The organism is Arthrobacter sp. zg-Y1116 (assembly GCF_024385485.1).
GTDB lineage: Bacteria > Actinomycetota > Actinomycetes > Actinomycetales > Micrococcaceae > Arthrobacter_B.
In genome coordinates, this window is the sequence record NZ_JANFLR010000004.1 from 211,930 (window position 1) to 233,597 (window position 21,668).

Sequence of the window (21,668 nt, forward strand, 5' to 3'; positions counted from 1 at the left end):
CGCCAGGCCAGCCTGCAGCCCCGCAGGCTGACTCTCCTCCGGTGCTGGCACCCTCCGCGCCGGTGTCCTTAACTATCCCTGCCACCGGCACCAAATCCCGGCTCCTGCATCTAGGACTGCGGGAGGACGGTTCCTTGGAAGTTCCGCCGGAGCCTCCCGGTTCGCCGGCGAGCTGGTACACGGGATCACCCACCCCGGGGGAGCGCGGGCCCGCCGTGCTGCTGGGACATGTCAACGCCACCGGCGGGGGCGAGGGAGTCTTTGCCGGCCTGCGGAACCTGGTGCCCGGCGACCGGCTTGAAATTGCCCGGGAAGACGGGACCACCGCGGTCTTCTCGGTGGACCGGGGAGAGCAATACGGCAAGGACGAGTTCCCTACGCTCGCGGTCTACGGCAATACCGCCGGTGCGGAGCTGCGCCTGATCACCTGCGACGGTTTTGACCCTTCCACCGGAACCTTCGACGACAACTACGTTGTTTACGCCAGTCTCACCCGCTGAACCTGCCCCCCAGCCGAACCACGGCCCGTGCTAGGGTCTAGTGCCGTACGTATCTGTTGGCTCGGGGGGACCATCACTTACTCCTTCCGGGTCCTTGCTGACATCCTGGGGGAGTCTTGAAACACTGCACGTCCTGCGGCGCTGAACTGCAGCCGCATTGGAAATTCTGTACCAACTGCCAGGCGCCTCAGCCGGCACAGTCGGGCGGCGAAAACGCCGCACCTCAGGGCACGGAAGCCGATGCGGCCCCGAATTCCGGTACGCACCGCGCCGACTCCCCGCAGGACGCAGCCCCGCAGGCAGGCTCCCCTCAGACCGAGCCGCAGGCCGTCGACTCCCAGAGCCCGGCCGAGCAGCCGACGCAGCGCTTCGACCAGGCCAAGGCCGAGCAGCCGACGCAGCGCTTCGACCAGGCTCCGGCCCAGCAGCATCCGGCCCAGCAGCACAGCGAACAGCAGACCGCAGCCATGCGCGCTCCGGGAGCACCGACTTCAGTTTTCGACCCGCCCTTTGTCTCGCACGCCGCATCCCAGCCCGGCACCGGCTACGCCGGCTCAGGTCACGCCTCCGGAGGCCCGGAGGCAGTCGGTCCTAACTCAGGCGGTCCCACTTACGGCGCTCCCAACGACGGCGGCCCCGCCGGCCCGCAGGGACCCACCGGACCCGGCGCGCCGTCGTCGGGCGGCAAGAAGCCTTCCCGCAAGCTGACGATCATCCTGGTCTCCGTACTGGCACTCCTGGTCATCCTGGGGCTGGCGGCGTTCTTCATCGTGCAGAACATGGTCCGCGGAGGTGCCGGGTCCGCCGAAAGCGCTGCCGACAAGGTGGTGGAGGCCATCGAGTCCAAGGACATCATTGGACTGGCCACCATGGTGCCGCCGGAGGAACGCGAACCGCTCCAGCGCATCCAGGAACAAGTGATGGACAAGGTCGAGGAATTCGGCCTGGAGGAAGCCATCAACAAGGTCGCCGACGAAGACGCCGACATCGACGACGAACTGACTTTCGACGGCATCAGCATCACCTTCGAGGGTGTCGATCCCGAAGTCACCGAGATCGACGACTCCACTGCGCTGATCACATACACCACCGGTGAGGCACGGATCCAGCTGGATCCGGCGGAAACCACCGGAGCCATCCGCTCCGGTCTCGAGGCGGGCGGCTACGAAGACGAAGAAAAGATCGATGAAACCGTCCAGCTCAATGAACTGGGAGCGGACGGCTCTCCGCTGACCCTGGTGGCCACGGAACGTGGCGGCCGTTGGTACGTGAGCCCGATGTACAGCATCGCCGAAATCATCAACGAGGGTGAAGGGAATGACCGCGGCAGCGTTCCCGAAACAGCGGGCGGCAGCGACAGCCCGGCTGCAGCCGCGCAGGCCGCAGTAGAGGCGGTGCCGGAGGTGGTTTCCGAGGGAAGCCTGGAGCCGCTGGCCGGGACGCTGTCCATCCACGAAGGCAGCCTGCTGTACCTGTACCAGGACCTGTTTGACGACATGATGGCCGGGGCGGGCGGCGAAGAGCTGAACATCAGCGACGTGCGCTTCACGGATGGTGACAAGGACGGCGACCGTGCCGTCGCCGTCGTCGAGAACATCACCGTTGAAAGCGAATACGGCGACAAGATCACCCTGACCAGCGATTGCATCGAAGGCGAGCGGGAGTCCGACAGCATCTGCTTCGGCGATTCCGGTTACTCCATTGAGCCCTCCGTGGAGATGCTGGGCGGTGCGAAGATCATGAGCCTGACCACCATCGAGGAGGACGGCAAGTGGCGGGTGAGCCTGGGACACACCGTCGCGGACTGGATCATCAACTGGACCGATTCCCTGACCCGTGAGCAGGCCCTGGCCCTGATGCAGCTCGCGAACACCGAGGACGCCACCGGAGATATCAGCGTGGACGAATCCACCGAGGTGGAGTTCAACTCGGCCGGCTTCGCGGTCCTGAACCTCAAGGTGGACGAGGACATGGCCCTGCAGGCAGAAGACGGCGACTTCGGCGACATGCTGGTGTACTCCGAGGACGGCAAGGAGCAGATCGCGGACCTCGGATGGGGCGATGAGGTCGAGGCAGGCAACTACAAGCTCGTGGTCTTTGCCGGCCCGGAATGGCAGGAAGAGTTCGCCGAAAAGGGCAAGGACTTCGAGTACTCCGCCGACCTGACCCTGGTTGAGGGGAAGGGATACGACTTCTCGAAAGAGTCTTACTCTGACTCGGATTACTCTGCGGGCTCAGTGCCTTCCGGTTCGTACATCAGCAGCGATTACGGTGTGCTCTCCACCGGTGCCTCGTCAGAGTCCGTGAAGAGCCACACCCTCTCGAGCACCGACGTTGAAGCCGATCTGGAGATCAGCGCCCTCGGGTCAACGACATCAACGATCGTGATCGGGGTCACGATGGACGGTAAGGAAGAGAAAGTTGAAATCCCGGCAGGGGAGCGGACTGAATACTCCATCGCTTACCCCGCTGACGGGAAGGACCACGAGCTGAAAGTCCAGATACTGTCCTCGACTCCCGAGAGCGACTTCGCTCTTGTGAGCTATACGGTCGCGGTCAAGACGAAGTAGCACCGCTTCCCGGCGGCGGTTCAGCCCGTCGCCGGGTCTGCCGGACCACCGGCGTAAATGATTCTTGAAGATCCAAGGAAGGCGTTATGAAATTCTGTCCCGAATGTGGGAAACAACAAGAACCGGGGGGCCGGTTCTGTGCGGAGTGCGGGTATGCCATAGGTGCCGCGCCCGCTTCTGCAGCCTCCGCGCCGGGTACGGAACCTGCCGCCCATCCCGCAGCACCAACCGCCGGATCGGTGGAAGACCGGCAGCTCGCCGCAGTCGGGGCGGGTCAGCACGGTTATGGCCAGCCCGGCCAGGCCGGCCAGGCCTACGGCCAGGCCGGCCAGGCCTACGGCCAGGGTGGGTACGGTCAGCCGGCCCAGCAGCGTCAAGAGCAGCAGTATCCGGGTAACCCCGGCTACGGCCAGGCCCAGGCGCAGGCTTCCTCCGGCACCAAGCGTCCGTCCCCCTTTGCCGGGGTTCCGGTCAGCGACTACGTCCGGGACGGCATCGCGTTCCTGGCCCTCTTCGCCTCGCTGTTCATGACGTGGACCATCAGCACGAGCAGCTACGACGACGGCACCAAAGCCGGTGCCCGCGTTGACGTACTGCTGATTACCCTCCTGAGCATCCTGTCCCTGGGCATCAGCTATCTGTGGCGCGGCGGCGTCTTCGGCCCGACGGTCGGCTACCGGAAAATCCAGGACATTCGTCTCCTGGCCAACCTCCCGTACATCATCCTGGTGCTGGTGTACTTCGTCCTGAGCCTGGTATCGGGCTTCGGGGATGACAGCTACCGCTACCTGGGCGGCGCCGTCGCCGTCGGACTCGCCGGTGCCCTCCTCGCTGCACAGCCCCGGAAGGGTGAAATAGCCCCGGGCGACGTCGATCATGCCCGCCACCGGCGCTGGCTGTTCGTCATGCTGGGCATTGCGGGCTTTGCCGCCGTCGTCACCATCGTGCAGATCATCCTGTTTGTTATGGACGCGCATGACTACTACACAGGCGCCGGCGCGTGGCTGTTCCTGATTGCGCAGATTGTTGCCGCGCTCCTTGCAGTGGGGGTCCTGGGGCTTGTTGCCCTGAAGGTCTTCCGCGGCTCCGACGCCTGGCGCTTTGCCGGTGCGGCACTCGGTGTGGGCGCGGCTTTCCTCACCATGCTGGCACTCATGGGTGTGGATTCACTTGGGGAGGGCTTCTTCCCGGGGGTTGCCGGGTTCTCCACCTTCTTCTGGATGGCCTTCGGCGCTGCGGTTTCCGCTCCGTCCGTCGCCCGCACCACGCACCGGACCGCAGTTGCCCCTGCGGACCGGCTCACTGCCCTCCGCCCCCTGCTGCTCCTGACCCTGATCCTGGCGTCGGCCCTGGCCGTCTTCATGGTGGTCGGGCTGGTGCAGACCCTGTTGGAGGATCTCGACGGCGTCGCCACGTGGTCCGTGGGCCTGGTCCTTGCGCTCCTGCTGGTGGCTGCCACCGTAGTGGTCCGGAAGCTTGCCGCCCGCGACGAGCGGTCCGCCTTCGTGATGGGCAGCGTGTATGCGGGTGCCCTGTTTGTCCTGTCGCTGATCCTCATGATCCTTTTCGAAGTCCAGGACCTGGATTATTCGACGACGCGCACCGCGCCGTTGCCGATCGGAACGGTCATGTCCCTGATCATGGTGCTGACCTGGGTTATGCCCTTCGCGGTTCTGGCCGTGCTTTGGCTGGACAAGGCTGCGCGGGCACACTTCAAGTCGCTGCCCGCTTCCGGAAACTCGGGCACCGGTTTCGCCTTTGAAGGGGCTCCGGCCCGGGCACAGGTTCCCGCCATTCCGACGCCGGCCACTTTCGTTGGGGCTCAGCAGCCGCAGTTCCCGCAGCAGGGCCAGCCCGCTGGACAGCCCGTTCAGCAGCAGGCACCGGTTCAGCCCCAGCAGGCTCCCGTGCAGGAACCGGTGGTGGAACAGGCTCCCGTCCAGGCGCCCCAGCACGCAGCTCCCGTCCAGGAACCCGCTCCGGCCCGGGAACCCGTGCAGACTGCGGTAACTGAGTCGCCGGACCAGGACCAGGCCCAGGACCAGGATGAGGAAGTGTCCGAGGATACCGTTCGGCGTACGCCGGCCGCTGACCCGGATGCCGCCCTCCTGGCCGAAGCTGCCGATCCGGCCACACCCCTGGTCCGGCTCCAGGAGCTGGCTACCCACCCGCGGGCCCGGGTAGTCGTGGCAGCCAACCCGTCCACCTACCCGGCACTGCTGACCTGGCTGAGCCAGCTCGGCGATCCGGCCGTGAACGAGGCGCTGGGCCGCCGTCGGTAAACGGCCCTAAGTAATAGGTATGACGCGGCGGCCGACGTCGTTGGTGCGGGTTATCACTGCCAACGACGCCGGCCGCCGGCCTTTAACTTCCACCCGCTCAAGGATTCAGGGGCGCTCATGAAAAACTCCGCAGGCTCCGGCGCGAAGCGGCGTGCAGCAGCCGGCATCGTGGGGGCCGCAATGCTGCTCTCCGGGTGCTCGACCGCCCCTGCCGCGGGACCGCCGTCGGGCAGTACGACGACGGCGGCCAGCCCCGATCCCACCCCGAGCCCAACCTCCACGCCGTTACCGCCCCGGCCTTCGGGCTGGCTCGCGGAGGTAACCGGCGACGCCGGACGCCTGGCTATCCTCGGCGACTCCTTCGCCGCGGGAGAGGGGGCCGGCGATTACCGGCCTGCGGTGTCCGGCGTCCGGGATTCCTGCCACCGCAGCCTCCACCCGCCCGCTGCGGAACTGTTTGCCCCGCAGAACATCGCGAACCTCGCATGTTCCCGGGCCACCACCGGGCACCTGACCGCTTCGCAACGGCTGGCCGCCCTGGATCCCGGGGCCGGACCGACTACCGACCCCGGCACGGTCCCGGCGCAGCTGGAGCAGCTGCAGGGCTTCGAACCGACCTTGGTGGTGCTCTCGGTGGGCGGCAACAACCTCGACTTCGCCGGAATCCTGCAGGCCTGCCTGCTGGAAACCACTCCCTGCAGCGATGACCCGCAACTGGCCGCCCACGCGGCGGAGCAGCTGTCCGGCCTCGAGGCCGACCTAATGGACGCCTATGCCAGCGTCGCGACGGCCGTCCCTGCTCCCGTGCTGGTGCTTCCGTACCCCCAGCTTTTCGATGAGCCAGACGGCGACTGCGGCCGGCTCAGCACGGAGGAGCAACGCTTCGGCCGGGACCTCATCAATGACTTGAACGCCGTCATCCGGTCCGCCGTGGACAGCTCCTCCGCGCCGAACGTCTACTACGCGGACGCCGTCGAACAGGCCCTGGCCGGACACGGCGCCTGCAGCCCGGAACCGTTTGTCCATGCCGCGGATGTCTCCGGGCTGCTGCAGGCCGCCGATTCGTTTACCGCCAGCCAGGAGCTGCTGCACCCCACCTCTGCGGGCTACCGTGCCATGACCGCGGAGCTGGTCCGCTGGGCCGCAGAGCACCCCGTGCCGCAGTGAGCCGCATCACGGCAAAGCCCGGTGCCTGCGTAATACTAGGACTGCCGGCAAGGACGCCGGCCCGCAACGAGAGGACGGGCGCACCGTGACGGAACCCCCGCAGCAGACCCAGGCATTCGCAGGATTCTCCACGCTCCGGGTGAGCGAGGGAGCGGACCGGGTCCACGTCCAGCTGCACCGGCCCGAGGTCCGCAACGCCATTGACGCGGCCATGGTGAAGGAACTGCATGCGGTCTGCGCCGAACTGGAGCGGCAGCCGCGGGTCCTGATCCTCTCCGGTACCGAGGCCGGCGGAAAGGGGATCTTCGCCTCCGGGGCGGACATCACCGAGCTGCGCGAACGCCGCCGCGATGACGCCCTGGCCGGCATCAACTCCGGCCTCTTCACCCGGATAGCCGCCCTGCCGCTGCCGGTCATCGCCGCACTGGACGGATTTGCCCTGGGCGGCGGAGCGGAACTGGCCTACGCCGCGGACTTCCGGCTGGGCACACCACGGCTGAAGATCGGTCAGCCCGAAGCAGGGCTGGGAATCATGGCGGCTGCCGGAGCCACCTGGCGGCTGAAGGAGCTGGTGGGCGAGCCGCTCGCCAAAGACATGCTGCTGGCCGGACGGATCCTGTCCGGGGAGGAAGCACTGGCCGTCCGGCTGATCACCGAACTCCACCACCCCGCCGGCCTGCTGGCCGCCGCCCACGCGCTCGCGGACCGCATCACCGCCTCCGATCCGCTGGCCCTCCGCCTGACCAAAGCGGCCTTCGCCGCCCCGCGTGAAGCCCATCCGCTGATCGACAACCTCGCCCAGGGAATCCTCTTTGAATCCGAGGCCAAGTTCGACCGCATGCAGGACTTCCTCGACCGCAAGGAGAATTCCCGTGGCCCTCGAGAGCGCTGACACCGGCACCGTTCCGGCACGGGTAGGGGTGCTGGGCGGCGGACGCATGGGAGCAGGTATTGCCCACGCCTTCCTCCTGGCCGGAGCGGAGGTGGTGGTGGTCGAACGGGACCGGGAAGCCGCCGACGCCGCCCGCACCCGGATCACCGGGTCCCTAGCCAAAAGCGTGGAACGCGGGGATACGGACGCAAGCGCCCAAGAGCTCGCCGACCGTGCCGCCTTCGCCGTGGATTACGGACAGTTTGCGGGCTGCGGCCTGGTGGTGGAGGCGGTGCCGGAGGACTTCGCGCTGAAGTCCGCGGCCCTGCGCGCTGTGGAGGAACAGCTCGACGACGGCGCCTGGCTGGCGACCAACACGTCCTCGCTGTCGGTGGACCGGCTGGCTGCGGGTTTGAAGCGGCCGGAGAACTTCTGCGGCCTGCACTTCTTCAATCCCGTGCCGGCTTCCCGTTTGGTGGAACTGGTCCTCGGCGCCCGGACGTCGGAGCAGTTGGCCACCAGCGCACAGGAATGGATCGAAGCCCTGGGCAAGGCCGCCGTCGTCGTCCGCGATGCGCCCGGTTTCGCATCCTCCCGGCTCGGCGTCGCCATTGCCCTGGAGGCCATGCGGATGGTCGAGGAGGGGGTGGCGTCCGCCGAGGATATCGACGCCGCCATGACGCTGGGCTACCGCCATCCCACCGGCCCGCTGCGCACCACGGATCTGGTGGGACTGGACGTCCGGCTGGGGATTGCCGAGTACCTGTACTCGACACTGGGGGACCGCTTCGCGCCGCCGCAGATCCTCCGGGAGAAGGTGGCCCGCGGCGAACTCGGACGGAAGACCGGGCAGGGCTTCTTCAGCTACGAATAGCTTCGCCCGGAGCCACCGTGTCCAGGAAGGTCCGGACCATGGCGGGGTGGTCCAGCGCCATGGCCACCGAAATCACCGGAGCCGGGGCGAGCAGGCCGTGCACCGTGTCCTCGCCGGCGATTCTCCGCCGGTCCACCAGGGTCTGGCCGCGGCTGTGCCCGGCGAGCTCCACCCGCACCGGGTAATCCTCCAGCACCACGGTTTCCGGTGCAGCGATCAGGCAGGCGGCACCGGCGTCGCCGATGGTCATGGGGTCCAGGGTGCCGTCATTGGCGCTCACCGTGGGAAGCGGCTCCGCGCCCAGGACATCTCCGGCCGCCCGGGTCCGGGCGCCCAAGGCCAGCAGGGAGCCCACGAGCCGGGCACCGGGATCCGCGGAGGCTTCCAGCTTTAGGTACTGCGGCGCATCGAGGGTCGCGAGCATAAAGACGTCCAATCCGTACATGGTCACGGGCACGCCGCTCTCCAGCACCACGGCCAGCGCCTCGGGATCATGCCAGGCATTGAACTCGGCATGCGAGGTGGCATTGCCCATCCCGGCGGATCCGCCCATAAACACGATCCGTTCCAGCTTCCGGGCCGTGAGCGGGTAGGCCCGCAGGAACACCGCCAGGTTGGTCAGCGGGCCGATGCCCAGCAGGGTCACCCGTTCCGGAGAGTCTTCGATGGTGCGGTGCAGCAGTTCGACGGCGGCCAGGGGTGAAGCCGATGCGCTGGCGGCGGGCAGCTGCAGCCCGCCGATCCCGTTGGCGCCGTGGAAGGCGTGTGCATTGCGGGGCTCGTTGATCAGCGGCCGCTCCGCCCCGCGGGCCACCGGAACGTCCGGCCGTCCGGCAAGGTCCAGCACGTCCAGGGTGTTGCGCAGTACCTGGTCGACGTCGGTGTTCCCGGCCACGCAGGTCACGGCGCGCAGGTCGATGCGCGGGCTGCGGGCCAGGAAGGTCAGGGCCAGGGCATCGTCCACGCCGGTGTCGACGTCGGCAATCACCGGGATACGGCGCGGTTGATCGGGGGAGGAAGAAGAATGCACGGCGCCGTCTTTCGCTTAACCTGCTGGAAATTACCTGACAAGGTAACCAGAGAATTAAACCCTGCGGTACTTCATGAAGGGGAAAGGCATGCCGATCACGCTTCCGCCGGATACCGTCGCCGTCCTGGGCGGCGGAGTGCTGGGACTTTCCACTGCGGTGCAGCTGCTGCGCGGCGGTGCGGACGTGCTGCTGGTGACGGAAGCGGAGGTGGGCAGCGGAGCCTCCGGGCGCTCGCTGTCCTGGCTGAACGCCGGCGGCGGTTACGGCGAGGATTACTACCGGCTGCGGATGGCCGGTATCGACCGGTACCGGACCCTGCTGGCGCAGAATCCCGGCATCGACTGGCTTGCCTTCGACGGCGGCCTGTACTGGGATGACGACCCGTTCGTTGTCGTCGAGCGGCACAACGGTCAGACCCGGCAGGGCTACGAGGCCCGGATGCTGGAACGCGAAGACGTTCCAGGTGTGGTGCCCGGCGTGGACCCGGGGGTGTTGCCGCACCGGGTGCTGGTCAACCCGGGCGAAGGCTGGGTGTCGCTTCCGCACCTGGTCCGGTATCTGGCCGAGGAATTCACGATGCGCGGCGGCACCCTGATTGAACACGCCGGCAGGTGCACGGTTACCCGCGCGGTTCCGGGCGGCGCCGGGCCCGACGGCGGCATCAGGGCACGCGGGATCCGCACCGCCGGCGGGGAAGAATACGGGGCCGACGCCGTCGTCGTCGCCTGCGGAGCCGGCACCCCCGCAGTACTCGCCGAGGCCGGCGTCCACCTGCCCGACGCCTCCGACCCGGCCATGCTGGTGATCAGCGAACCGGTGGACCACGGACTGCGGGCCGTGCTGAACACGCCCCGGATCTCGCTGCGCCCGCACCCCGGCGGACGGCTCGCCATGGATTCCACCTGGTACCTGGACCGGGTGCAGCGCCTGGAGGACGGCAGCTGGAGCGTGGATCCCGAGGTGCCGGTCGAGCTGGCGGCGGAGGCGAGCCGGGTGCTGGCCGGGCATCCGGAGGTGGTGCCGCAGAGCCGGCAGCCGGGGTTGAAACCGGTGCCGGGGGACGGTGAACCGGTGCTCGGTGAGCTTGCCGCGCTGCCCGGCTGCTGGACCGCCTTCACGCACTCCGGGGCCACGCTGGGCCTGATCGCCGGGGAGCTGGTGGCCGCGGAAATCCTCACCGGCCGCCGGCACCCGCTGCTGGAACCGTTCCGGCCCGAGCGTTTCAGCTTCGGCTGGGACTCCTAAGCCGGCGGGTTTCTAGGCTTGCCGGTTCCTAGGCCGGTTCCTAAACGGCGCGCGGCGCGGCCAGCACGGGAGCGAAGGCCAGCTCCGCGGCGCCGACCAGCAGCAGTTCCGAACGCAGCGCCGCCCGGCGCAGCTGTACCCGCCGGCCCAGGCCCGCCACCGCCTCGGCGGCAACGGCGTCGGTCAGCCGCTGGGGATTGGAAGCAAACAGGGTGCCGAGGAAACCGCCCAGGACAATCGTGTCCGGATTGAAGATGTTCACGAAGTTCGTCAGCGCTACTGCCAGCTGATCCAGCTGCCGGTCCGCCTCGGCGCGGACTGCAGCGGTCTGCTGCTCGGCCATCGCCGCGTCCAGCGTGTCCTGGTCCGCACGGTCCAGGCCCAGCACCTCCAGCAGTCCGGCCAGGTTCACTTCCGTTTCCAGGCAGCCGCGCCGGCCGCAGTGGCACCGTTCACCGTCGCTGCGGACCAGCGTGTGTCCGAGCTCGCCCGCGTAGCCGTCCGCCCCGCGCAGCGGCCTGCCGGCGACGATGATCCCGCCGCCGATCCCGCTCGCACTGCCGTTGAGGTACACGGCATTGTCGGTGTCGACGGCGGCACCGAAGAGACTCTCGGCCACTGAACCCAGGGTGGCATCGTTGCCGGCGAAGACAGGCAGGGCGAGTGCCTCGGCCAGGGGCGCGGCCAGCGGCTCGTTCCGCCAACCCAGGTGCGGTGCCAGCAGCACCTGGCCGTCGGAGGTGCGGGTGAGCCCGGGAACGGCCACGCCGACCCCGGCAATCCGGTCCATTCCGGCCAGGTCCGGAGCCATCCCGGCCAGCACGGCGCGGGTGATGCTTACCGTCTCGGCCACGCTCGGCCGGGAAACCGTGTCGTGGCGGACCCGGCGGTGCACCCGGCCGCCCAGTCCCACCAAGCCGACGGTCACGGCGTCGACGTCGGGATGGACCACTACGGCGGCCACCCGCTCGTTGGGGTGGACCAGCGGGCTGGGCCGGCCGACCCGTCCGGCGGGCGGATCCGTCTCGTAAGCCAGCCCCATGCCGGCCAGTTCGCCGACGAGGGCACCGATGGTGGAGCGGTTGAAGCCGGTAAGCCGGGTCAGATCCGCGCGGGAGAGCTGCCCGTTCCGGTGCAGCAGGGTCAGGATGCGGGAGAGGTTGGCGGACCGCAGGTTATCGGTACCGCGGCTTGCCGGTGCAGGGGCGCTGATAATGCCGCGTTCCACGTCTTTGTTTCCTCCCCGGTTACTGGTCATCCTCCAGCCTACCTGTCGCCGTCATGATTTGGTTGGGGGCGGCAACAAAATATCCTCCGGCAGCCCGCACCGCGTGCGGGGCGGAAGCTTATTCGTCCGGGAACCATTGACACCGGACCGCTGCCCGAATATGTTGTTGCTTCCAACTAATACTTGATCTGGAGCTATCGTGACAATGACGCCATCGCCTTCCGACCGCTTTACCTTCGGCCTCTGGACCATCGGCTGGACCGGAACCGACCCCTTCGGCACACCGACGCGGGCCGCACTGGATCCCATCAAGGGCATGCATAAGCTCGCTGAACTGGGCGCCTACGGGGTGACCTTCCACGACAATGACCTGGTTCCCTTCGACGCCACGGCGCAGGAGCGGGACATCATCATCAAGAACTTCACCAACGCCCTGGCCGAAACCGGCCTCAAGGCACCCATGGTGACCACCAACCTGTTCACGCACCCGGTGTTCAAGGACGGCGGCTTCACCTCCAATGACCGCTCCGTCCGCCGCTTCGCACTGCGCAAGGTGCTGCGGAACATCGACCTCGCCGCGGAGCTCGGCGCGGAAACCTTCGTGATGTGGGGCGGCCGCGAAGGCAGCGAATACGACGGTTCCAAGGACTTCTCCGCAGCCTTTGACCGCATGCGTGAGGGCATCGACACCGCTGCCGGCTACATCAAGGAGAAGGGCTACGGGCTGCGCATCGCCATCGAGCCCAAGCCCAACGAACCGCGCGGCGACATCTTCCTGCCGACCATCGGCCACGGCCTGGCATTCATCGCCCAGCTCGAGCACGGTGACATTGTCGGCCTGAACCCGGAGACCGGGCACGAGCAGATGGCCGGGCTGAACTTCACCCACGGCATCGCCCAGGCCCTGTGGTCCGGCAAGCTGTTCCACATCGACCTCAACGGCCAGAAGTCCATCAAGTTCGACCAGGACCTCGTCTTCGGGCACGGCGACCTCACCAGCGCCTTCTTCACCGTGGACCTGCTGGAGAACGGTTTCCCCAACGGCGGACCGCGCTACGAAGGCCCGCGGCACTTCGACTACAAGCCCTCCCGCACCGAGGGCTACGAAGGCGTCTGGGAATCCGCCAAGGCCAACATGGACATGTACCTGCTGCTCAAGGAACGTGCCCTGGCCTTCCGCGCCGATCCCGAGGTGCAGGAAGCCATGCAGTACGCCGGCATTACCGAGCTGGCACAGCCCACGCTGGCTGCCGGTGAATCCGTCACGGACCTGCTTTCCGATTCCGCGTCCTTCGAGGACTTCAACGCCGACGCCGCCGCGGACCGCGACTTCGGTTTCGTGAAGCTGAACCAGCTTGCGCTGGAACACCTGATGGGTGCCCGCTAGGCTACCTGCGCACGACGCGCAAAACATCACCGAATCGTGCTGCCGCCGGGCCCTGGGGGACCGGCGGCAGCACCCGTTGAAAGGCTCGACATGCCACTCGTTGCCGGAGTCGACAGCTCCACCCAGTCCTGCAAGGTAGTCATCCGCGATGCCCGGACCGGCGCGCTGCTGCGCGAAGGCACGGCCCGCCACCCGGCTGGTACCGAGGTGGACCCGGAAGCATGGTGGGCAGCCTTCCTGGAAGCCGCGGAGGCTGCCGGGGGACTGGACGACGTCGACGCCGTCTCGGTAGGCGGGCAGCAGCACGGCATGGTCTGCCTGGATGAAACCGGTGCCGTGGTCCGCCCGGCCCTGCTCTGGAACGATGTCCGCTCCGCCGCTGCCGCGGACAAGCTCGTTGCCGATGCCGGGCCCGACGGTGCCCGGTACTGGGCCGACACCACGGGCTCCGTGCCCGTGGCCTCGTTCACTGCGACGAAGCTGCGCTGGCTGGCCGAAAACGAACCGGAAAACGCCGCCCGCACCGCCGCCGTCTGCCTGCCGCACGACTGGCTGAGCTGGCGCCTGGCCGGTTACGGGCCGGGCAGCGGTGCAGAAGGGCTGGCCGCCCTGACCACCGACCGGTCCGACGCCTCCGGCACCGGTTACTGGTCCCCGTCCACCGGCGAGTACCTTCCTGAAATCCTGGAGCAGACCCTCGGCCACGTGCCGCAGCTGCCCCGCGTCCTGGGTCCGCTCGAGGCGGGCGCCCACACCCCGGCCGGTGCGCTGATCGGGCCCGGCGCCGGTGACAACGCCGCCGCCGGACTGGGTGTCGCGGCCGGGGTGGGGGATGTGGTGGTCTCCATCGGCACCTCCGGCACCGTGTTCGCCGTCGTCGACGCCCCGACGTCGGACGCCACCGGCCTGGTGGCCGGCTTTGCCGACGCCACCGGTCACTTCCTCCCACTGACCGCCACCCTGAACGCGTCCCGCATCCTGGACGCCACCGCCGCCCTGCTCGGGGTGGAACTGAACGAACTGACACGGCTGGCCCTCTCCGCTCCGGCCGGTGCCGACGGCCTGGTGATGGTGCCCTACTTCGAAGGGGAACGCACCCCTAACCTGCCGGACGCCACCGGGTCCCTGCACGGCATGACGCTGCGGAACTTCACTCCCGCGAACCTGGCCCGGGCCGCCGTCGAGGCCGTGGCCTGCTCGCTCGCGGACGGTTTCGCGGCGCTGAAGAACACGGGGGTCTCCGCGCAGCGTGTGATCCTGGTGGGCGGAGCTGCCCGGTCCGAGGCGATCCAGCAGGTCATTGCGGCTGTCTTCGCGCTTCCCGTCACCGTCCCGCGGCCGGGGGAGTACGTGGCTGACGGCGCCGCCCGGCAGGCCGCAGCCATCCTCACCGGTGAGTGGCCTGCGTGGAACGACGGCGCGTCCGTGGTGGTCACGGCGGATCCCACGCCCGGGGTGCTGCAGCGTTACCGGCAGGCGGCGGGAAGCCCTGCGCTGCCGGCTGCCGGATAGGATCGGGCCCATGACTTCCTCTTTCGGGCCCAACGGCCATCCGGTTTCCCTGGCCGCCGGGGATTACCGGGCCACCATCCTGCCGGTGGGTGCCACGCTCGCCGGGCTGGCCTTCGGCGGCCGGGACGTGGTGCTGCCGCTCGCGGAGGACGAAATTCCGGAGGCCTTCAGCGGCAAGGTGCTGATGCCCTGGCCCAACCGGATTGCCGGCGGCCGCTACACCTTTGGCGGCACCGAGTACCAGGTGCCGGTCAACGAGCCCGAGACCGGCATGGCCCTGCACGGACTGGTGGCCTGGGATGCCTGGGACGTTGTCGAAACCTCGCCGGAGCGCGCGGTCCTGCGGCACCGGCTGATGGGACAGCCCGGTTATCCGTTCCAGCTGGAACTGCAGGCGGTCTATGCCCTGGATGCCGACACCGGGCTAAGCGTGGAGTTGTCCGCCGCCAATGCGGGCACTGCGTCCGCACCCTACGGAGCCTCTGCCCACCCCTACCTCACTGCAGACCGGGTGCCGGTGGACGGTTGTGTGCTGGACGTTCCTGCCGTGCAGGTCCTCGGTGGTCCGGAGCAGTCCGGCCGGCCCCTGGATTTGAGCGAACTGCGGGACACCGCGGGGACCGTGCTCTCCTTCTCCGCTCCGGAACCGATCGGTACCCGCACCGTAGACCATGCCTTCACCGGGCTGCCCGACGGCGACTGGCAGGTCACGCTTACCGACCCGGAGACCGGCTTCGGTGCTGTCCTGTCCGCCACCGGCAGGGAGGCGCCGTGGCTGCAGGTCTATTCCGGCGAGAAGATGGACCGCCTGGGCGTGGGCGTGGAGCCGATGACCTGCCCGCCGGATGCCTTCAACTCCGGGGAGGGCCTCATTGTGCTGGCACCTGGCGAGGAGCACCGGCTGGCTTTCCGGATTGCCGCCGTGAAGGCCGAATCCTAGTCATTAAGGTTAAGCAAAACAATAAACTGACTGCCCGCTGCCAAAGACTAAAAGTCTAAGAACTCGATTATCTGAACCTCAGCTATCCTGTAATTATGGCTATCTATTTTTCGTCGCGCGCGGCAAAAGAGTTATTGGACTATGAGGAAGGAGAGCAACATTTTGAAGCGGCCGGCACGGGCTCCGCGGAACTGAATCTTGGTTTCTTTAAGCTTCAATTGCCGTTTGTCCCGTGGAAGCGGAGGTTCACGAGATCTGAACGTCTACTCAAAGCAGCCCACCGGTACGGCAGGGAGATAGTCCCAGTGGAGCAGGCAAAAGAGCAGGACCTCGTGAACATCTCATTGCGAAACATTGCATACGGCGCGGTCAAGACAATGGGCATTGGCGGGAGCCAGGAGCCATTCACAATATTTCTGTTTGCCGGAGAAGCACCTCGGCTGGGGATCTCGCCATCAGTTTCTGTGATGGGGGTTGGATCGGTTGACAATTATTCGCGATACGTAGGGGATGAATCAGCGTTTAGAGGGACATGGTTTCCATCGAGTCCGGAAGGGCGGGCCGAAATTTATAGGCGGGAGGGGATCCTAACCGCAGAAGAACGCGACCGTGAATTTCACGCATGGGGCTTGTCCATGCAAGCGGAAGTGAAAACTGGGCATCAAGTCGAGTTGTTTGAAGATCTCTTAGGTTCCTTGAACCATAATCACATGAGCAGCGAAGTTGTGGTGGACAACTACCGTCAGTCTTTGAAAAAGGCAAAGCTCATCGGCGTTGTGGAAGACTCTCGTGAAAGCGATCAGGGCGCGCGGAGTCTCTTAGTTCGACCCATCCTAATTGACGGAAAATAACATCAATGTCCGTCTAGGGCCCAACTAATACACTTCCCCGAACTGCTTCTGCAGGAACGCCAGGGCCAGGACCTCGTCCTCGATGCCGCCGGCCTCATGCTGGTTGAACGGCCACACGGACAATTCCTTCGGTCCGGCGTAGTTGTTGTACGCGGCGTAGACGGTGGACGGGGGAGTGGTGGTGTCCATCAGCCCCACCGAGAACAGGGCGGGGGCCGTGGCGCGCGGCACCAGGTTCGCGACGTCGAAATAGCGCAGCGTCTGCATCACCTGCTGCGCCGCCCCGCGCTGCATGGACAGGAAATCAACGATTTCACGGTACGGGTAGCCGTCGGTGACGGTCAGTGCCCGCGGAAAGTCGGAAAGGAACGGCACCAGGGCGACGACGGCGGCCACCTCAGGGCACAGCGAGGCGGCAGCCAGGGCCAGCCCTCCACCCTGGCTCTGCCCCAGCACGGCCACCCGCGCCGGATCGACCGGTGCGGCTCCGCTGTCGGCCAGCGAACGCATAGCCTCCACCGCCCGGACGGCATCGGTGATTAGGCGGCGGTAGTAATAGGTCTGCGGGTCGAGCACCCCTCGCGTCATCACCCCCGGAACCTGCGGACCGCCACTGCCGGCGGCGTCCGGCGTCGCACCCGTGCTCCACCCCGCGCCCTGCCCGCGGGTGTCCATCTGCAGGTGGGCAAAGCCGGCGGAGGCCCAGAACAGGCTCTCGCGGGCGTCCCCGCGCCCGCCGCCGTAACCGACAAACTGCACGACGCCGGGCAGTTGCCCATCACCGCGCACGCTCCGGGCGGGCAGCCGCAGCCAGGCCTGGATGGGTTCACCGCCGAAACCCGGGAACACCACGTCGTAAACTTCCACCGTCCGCAGCCCGCTGGGGTAGGGGGTGACCCCTACCGCCAGCGGGTGCTGCCGTGCCTCGTCCAGGGTGTCCGCCCAGAACCGGTCCAGGTCCTCCGGAGCGCTGGTGCTGCCTCGATAGGCGGCAAGCTGGTCAGCGGGCAGGTCGTAGTACATGCGTTTCCGGCTCCCGGGTTGAAGGTGCGCGTTGCGTGCGGTTGCGGGTGTTCAGCCCAGCGGCACCACGTCCGCCGGACAGTGCAGCCGCCGGGTGTGGTCTACTTCCCGGACGGTTCCCGTCAGGGTAACACCGGCGGTTGTCCGGATATCAGTGCTGGAAGCCCCGAGCCGCAGCTCCAGCTCGCCGGGCTCCACAACGCGCTGCCCGTCCCGCCCGGTGAAGGACGCGGCGTCGGCCGGAACCGTAAACCGCACCTTCGCCGCTTCCCCCGAGCGCAGCGGGACCCGGGCGAACCCGGCCAGCCGCTGCACCGGACGCACCACCGAGGCCACCGGATCGTGCAGGTAGAGCTGGACGATCTCGACGCCGTCGCGCCCGCCGGTGTTGGCTACGGTCACGGAGACGGACGTTTCGCCGTCGACGCCGAACTCCGCCGGGCCGTCCAGGGCGATGTCCGACCAGTCGAAGCTGCTGTAACCCAGCCCGTGGCCGAACCCGAAGGCCGGCGTCGGGTCGATGCTGGACACGTCGCTCAACTGTGCGAGCGGGGCGGCCAGATAGGTGGACGGCTGGGCGCCGGGGGAGGCCGGGACGCTGACCGGCAGCCGGCCGCTGGGATTCACCCTGCCGCTCAGCACACCGGCGATCGCCGGTCCGCCCTCTTCTCCGGGGAAGAACGCGTGCACAATGGCGGCGGCGTCCGTGGCGGCGCGGCCCAGGGCATAGGGGCGCCCGGTCAGCAGCACCAGCACCACGGGTTTGTCGGTATCCAGCAGTTCATCCAGCAGCTGCTGCTGCACTCCGGGCAGGACCAGCGATTCGGTGTCGCAGCCTTCGCCGCTGGTGCCGCGTCCGAAGAGTCCGGACCGGTCGCCCAGCACGGCCACGACGACGTCGGCCTCCCGGGCGGCGGACAGCGCATCGGCGAATCCGTCCGTCTCGGGTCCGTCCACGCTGCAGCCGGCGGTCACGGTCATTGCGCTGTCCGGGAACTCGCCGCGCAGCGCTGCCGCGACGGTGGGCAGCTCGATTCCCGCTGCCACCTCGGGGTGCTGCACACCCACGTGGGCGGGGAAGGAGTAGCAGCCGAGGAACGCCATCGGGTTGTCGGCATTGGGTCCAACGACGGCGATCCGGCCCGGCGCTGCCAGCGGCAGGATTCCGTTGTTGGCGGTGAGGATCAGTGCCTGCTCGGCGACCTCGGCCGCCAGCGAGCGATTCTCCGGACGGTCCAGGTTCACCGAACCCAGCACGCCGGACGAGTCCGTGAGGTCCATGCCGGCCAGGGCCGAGGGCACCGCGGACCAGTCCGGGTCCAGCAGCCCGAGTTCGACCTTCTGGGTCAACACCCGCAGCAGCGCGGTGTCGATGACGGCTTCATCCAACCGCCCGGACTCCACTTCTTCGATGAGCTGCTCGCCGAAGGCATCCACGGTGGGAAGTTCCACGTCCACGCCGGCGGTCAGCGCCGCCGCAGCCGCCTCGCCGAGCGAACCGGCCACCCGGTGCAGTTCCTTGAGGAAGCTGATTCCGAAGTAGTCGGCCACCACGGTGCCGTCGAAACCCCACGTCTCGCGGAGCAGGCCGGTGAGCAGTGAGCGGTCCGCAGCGGAGGGGACGCCGTCGACGTCGGTATATGCGTGCATCACCGAGCGCACCCCGGATTCCCGCACGGCCATTTCGAAAGGCACCAGCAGGACGTCCGCGCGTTCGCGCATGCCGACGGAGACCGGGGCCAGGTTGCGGCCGGCCTTGGATGCCGAGTAGCCGACAAAGTGCTTCAACGTGGCCACCACGCCCGCACCTTCAAGTCCGCGGATGTAGGCGGAAGCGATGCTGCCCACCAGATACGGGTCTTCGCCGATGGTCTCCTCCACCCGGCCCCAGCGGGCGTCGCGTACGACGTCGAGCACGGGAGCGAGGCCCTGGTGCACGCCGACCGAGCGCATGTCGGTGCCGATAGCCGCACCGATCCGGCCGATCAATTCCGGGTTGAACGTGGCACCCCAGGACAGCGGCACGGGATACGCCGTGGCACCCCAGGCTGCGAACCCGGCCAGGCATTCCTCATGTGCCATGGCCGGGATGCCGAACCGGTTGGACTCGGCGATCCGCTGCTGGGTGCGCATCAGGGACAGGGCGCCCATGCCGGCGTCGACGGGCAGGGTGCCGAACGGCCGGGTGAGCTGGCCCAGCCCGTTCGGCAGGAGATCCTCCAGCGGCACCGGTTCCTTCATGTCGTGCTGGTGGGGTGCCACCTGGCCGCCTTCGCTGGAGGCACCGACCCAGACGCCGAAGAGCTGGGCCACCTTTTCCCGCAGCGTCATCTGCTCTGCCAGCCGGGCGGCGCGCTCGCGGGCGGTCAGGGAGGTGTCCCGCCAAGGGAGGTGCTGAACTGTTGTTTCTGTCATGTCTACTTTCCGCCAACGCCCATAAGGCCCTGGACCAGTGCGCGGCGCGCAAAGAGGTACACCAGCAGGACGGGAACCATGGAGAGCATCACCGCGGCGAGGATGCCCGGCACGTTGATGCCGTACTGGGTTTGGAAGTTGAAGAGGCCAAGCGTGATCACCTTGGTGGATTCCGACTGGGTCAGGATCAGCGGCAGCAGGAACCCGTTCCAGCCCTGCAGTGCGGCGAACACCGCAATCGTGGACAGCCCGCCCTTGGACAGCGGCAGCACCAGGCGCAGGAAGGTGCGTGTGGTGGACGCTCCGTCCACGGACATGGCTTCGTAGAGTTCGGGGGTGATGTCCCGCATGGTCCCGGAGAGGATCAGCGTGCAGATCGGCAGTGCGAACGCGGCCGTGGGCAGGATGATGCCCAGCAGGGTGTCATACAGGCCCACCGAGTTGATCAGGTAGAACATCGGCACAATCACTGCTTGGACCGGAATGGCCAGCCCGAGCAGGAAGAACCGGAAGATCAGCGTTGTGGAGCGGGACTGGCTGCGCACAATTGCGTAGGACAGCGGCGGCACCACCAGCAGGACAATGCCCACCACACCGGCCGTAACCAGGAAGGTGTTCAGGAAGTACTTGCCGAAACCGCTGTCGAAGACCAGCAGGAAGTTCTCGAAGGTCAGGCTGGTGGGCACGGACAGCGGGCCGTTGGCGCTGAACTCGGCACGGCTCTGCACGCTGGCGGCAACCATGACGTACAGCGGCAGGGCAACGATCAGGAGCCAGACGGTGACCGCGGCTCCGGCAATGTAATTGGGGCGGGTACGCATCAGACTCCCTCCATGGTGCTGCGCATTTTGTCGTAGCCGGAGGCCTTCACCATGATCAGTGAGATGGCGGTGGCCACCACCACGAGGACCAGTGCGATGGCGGAACCCATGCCGAAGTTGTAGCGGCGGAAGGCTTCCTCGTACATGTAGAACGCGGTGATGGTGGTGTCCGTCCCGGGTCCGCCGTTGGTCAGGATCAGCACCGTCTCGAAGGTGGTCAGCCCGCCCACCACCATCAGGATCACCGAGGTGATGATGCTGTTGCGCAGCTGCGGCAGGGTGATGGAAAAGAACTGGCGTGCCCGTCCGGCGCCGTCGATTTCCGCGGCCTGGTACAGCACCGGCGGAACGGACTTGGCGGCTCCCTGGTAGATCAACGTGTGGAAGGGGGTGAACTGCCACATACCCACGAAGATGATCACGCCGATGGCAGTGGACTGGTTGCCGAACAGGTTGCCGTCCCCGAACAGCCACTTGAGCTGCGCCGGAACCCCGAAGTTCGGATCCAGCAATGCGCGCCACAGCACCGAGATGGCGGCGGAGGAGAGCAGCAGGGGGAGGAAGAAGATGGCGCTGAGCACGGCGCGGTTCCGCTGCGGTCCTGCTGCCCAGACACCGAGCAGGATGCTCACGGGAGTCTGGGTGGCAACACCCAGCACAATGAACAGCACACTGAGCCACAGGCTCTTGAGCATTACCGAATCGCCGGCGAGCGTTTCCCAGTTCTCCGTGCCGACAAACTTCGGTTCGCCCAAGCCCGTCCAGGTCATAAAGGACAGGACGACGACGGCGATCAGCGGGACCACGGCGAAAAGCAGGAAGAAGACGGTGGCGGGCAGGGTCCAGGCGACGCCCGGACGGTTCAGCCGGGCCCGGCCGGCCCGCACCGGACGTCCCTTGGAGGGGTTGTCCGGTGCGGCCGGCGGCCGGGGTGGAAGCAGAGTGGTCATG

Annotated in this window: 17 protein-coding genes; 11 read left to right on the forward strand and 6 right to left on the reverse strand. The window is 67.4% G+C overall.

Translation table 11 applies throughout. The features are described 5' to 3' along the window. Positions 1–62 precede the first annotated feature (62 nt). From NNX34_RS12430 to NNX34_RS12455, 6 genes are all read left to right on the forward strand, one after another. Positions 63–500 (forward strand): class F sortase, encoded by a 438-nt coding sequence (locus tag NNX34_RS12430; protein ID WP_370647271.1) that lies wholly within the window; start codon positions 63–65, stop codon positions 498–500. A gap of 116 nt (positions 501–616) precedes the next feature. Continuing rightward, positions 617–3,070: a hypothetical protein gene (locus tag NNX34_RS12435; protein WP_255766840.1), complete on the forward strand. Its 2,454-nt coding sequence runs from the start codon at positions 617–619 to the stop codon at positions 3,068–3,070. Between the two features lie 239 nt (positions 3,071–3,309). Then, a complete protein-coding gene (locus tag NNX34_RS12440; protein ID WP_255766841.1) occupies positions 3,310–5,352 on the forward strand; it encodes a hypothetical protein in 2,043 nt (680 codons plus the stop codon). Positions 5,353–5,469: 117 nt separating this feature from the next. Then, complete coding sequence (locus NNX34_RS12445; protein ID WP_255766842.1) at positions 5,470–6,519, forward strand: SGNH/GDSL hydrolase family protein; 1,050 nt, start codon at positions 5,470–5,472, stop codon at positions 6,517–6,519. 85 nt (positions 6,520–6,604) lie between these two features. Then, the gene (locus tag NNX34_RS12450; RefSeq protein ID WP_255766843.1) at positions 6,605–7,411 is read left to right on the forward strand and encodes an enoyl-CoA hydratase/isomerase family protein; all 807 of its coding nucleotides are present in this window, start codon (positions 6,605–6,607) and stop codon (positions 7,409–7,411) included. After that, positions 7,392–8,264, forward strand: coding sequence for a 3-hydroxyacyl-CoA dehydrogenase family protein (locus NNX34_RS12455; RefSeq protein ID WP_255766844.1), 873 nt, complete (start codon positions 7,392–7,394; stop codon positions 8,262–8,264). Before NNX34_RS12450 ends, NNX34_RS12455 begins: the two co-directional genes overlap by 20 nt. Here the strand turns inward: NNX34_RS12455 and NNX34_RS12460 are convergent. Next, the gene (locus NNX34_RS12460) at positions 8,251–9,294 is read right to left on the reverse strand and encodes a nucleoside hydrolase (protein ID WP_255766845.1); all 1,044 of its coding nucleotides are present in this window, start codon (positions 9,292–9,294) and stop codon (positions 8,251–8,253) included. The genes NNX34_RS12455 and NNX34_RS12460 overlap by 14 nt on opposite strands. Positions 9,295–9,382: 88 nt before the next feature. Here NNX34_RS12460 and NNX34_RS12465 point away from each other — a divergent pair, with 88 nt between their 5' ends. Next, positions 9,383–10,540 carry an FAD-binding oxidoreductase gene (locus NNX34_RS12465; RefSeq protein ID WP_255766846.1) on the forward strand — a complete coding sequence of 386 codons (1,158 nt, stop codon included), beginning with the start codon at positions 9,383–9,385 and terminating at the stop codon, positions 10,538–10,540. A 40-nt stretch (positions 10,541–10,580) separates the two neighbouring features. On the opposite strand, the gene NNX34_RS12470 is transcribed toward NNX34_RS12465, so the two are convergent. After that, positions 10,581–11,768, reverse strand: coding sequence for an ROK family transcriptional regulator (locus tag NNX34_RS12470; protein WP_255766847.1), 1,188 nt, complete (start codon positions 11,766–11,768; stop codon positions 10,581–10,583). Between the two features lie 205 nt (positions 11,769–11,973). Between NNX34_RS12470 and xylA the strand changes: the two genes are divergently transcribed. From xylA to NNX34_RS12490, 4 genes are all read left to right on the forward strand, one after another. After that, on the forward strand, positions 11,974–13,155 hold the full coding sequence (xylA, locus tag NNX34_RS12475; protein WP_257795155.1) for a xylose isomerase: 1,182 nt from the start codon (positions 11,974–11,976) through the stop codon (positions 13,153–13,155). Between the two features lie 90 nt (positions 13,156–13,245). Next, the gene (locus NNX34_RS12480) at positions 13,246–14,667 is read left to right on the forward strand and encodes a xylulokinase (RefSeq protein ID WP_255766849.1); all 1,422 of its coding nucleotides are present in this window, start codon (positions 13,246–13,248) and stop codon (positions 14,665–14,667) included. Positions 14,668–14,677: 10 nt separating this feature from the next. Then, positions 14,678–15,607 carry an aldose-1-epimerase gene (locus NNX34_RS12485; protein WP_255766850.1) on the forward strand — a complete coding sequence of 310 codons (930 nt, stop codon included), beginning with the start codon at positions 14,678–14,680 and terminating at the stop codon, positions 15,605–15,607. A gap of 95 nt (positions 15,608–15,702) precedes the next feature. Then, complete coding sequence (locus NNX34_RS12490; RefSeq protein WP_255766851.1) at positions 15,703–16,458, forward strand: hypothetical protein; 756 nt, start codon at positions 15,703–15,705, stop codon at positions 16,456–16,458. 24 nt (positions 16,459–16,482) lie between these two features. Here NNX34_RS12490 and NNX34_RS12495 read toward each other — a convergent pair whose 3' ends face one another. Genes NNX34_RS12495 through NNX34_RS12510 form a run of 4 tightly spaced genes read right to left on the reverse strand, consistent with a single transcriptional unit; the run spans position 16,483 to position 21,667 of the window. After that, complete coding sequence (locus NNX34_RS12495) at positions 16,483–17,481, reverse strand: acetylxylan esterase (protein WP_255766852.1); 999 nt, start codon at positions 17,479–17,481, stop codon at positions 16,483–16,485. Positions 17,482–17,532: 51 nt separating this feature from the next. Then, positions 17,533–19,896: a glycoside hydrolase family 3 N-terminal domain-containing protein gene (locus NNX34_RS12500; RefSeq protein ID WP_255766853.1), complete on the reverse strand. Its 2,364-nt coding sequence runs from the start codon at positions 19,894–19,896 to the stop codon at positions 17,533–17,535. A 2-nt stretch (positions 19,897–19,898) separates the two neighbouring features. Then, positions 19,899–20,717 carry a carbohydrate ABC transporter permease gene (locus NNX34_RS12505; RefSeq protein WP_255766854.1) on the reverse strand — a complete coding sequence of 273 codons (819 nt, stop codon included), beginning with the start codon at positions 20,715–20,717 and terminating at the stop codon, positions 19,899–19,901. After that, positions 20,717–21,667, reverse strand: coding sequence for a carbohydrate ABC transporter permease (locus tag NNX34_RS12510; RefSeq protein ID WP_255766855.1), 951 nt, complete (start codon positions 21,665–21,667; stop codon positions 20,717–20,719). The genes NNX34_RS12505 and NNX34_RS12510 overlap by 1 nt, the downstream gene beginning before the upstream one ends. Position 21,668 lies beyond the last annotated feature (1 nt).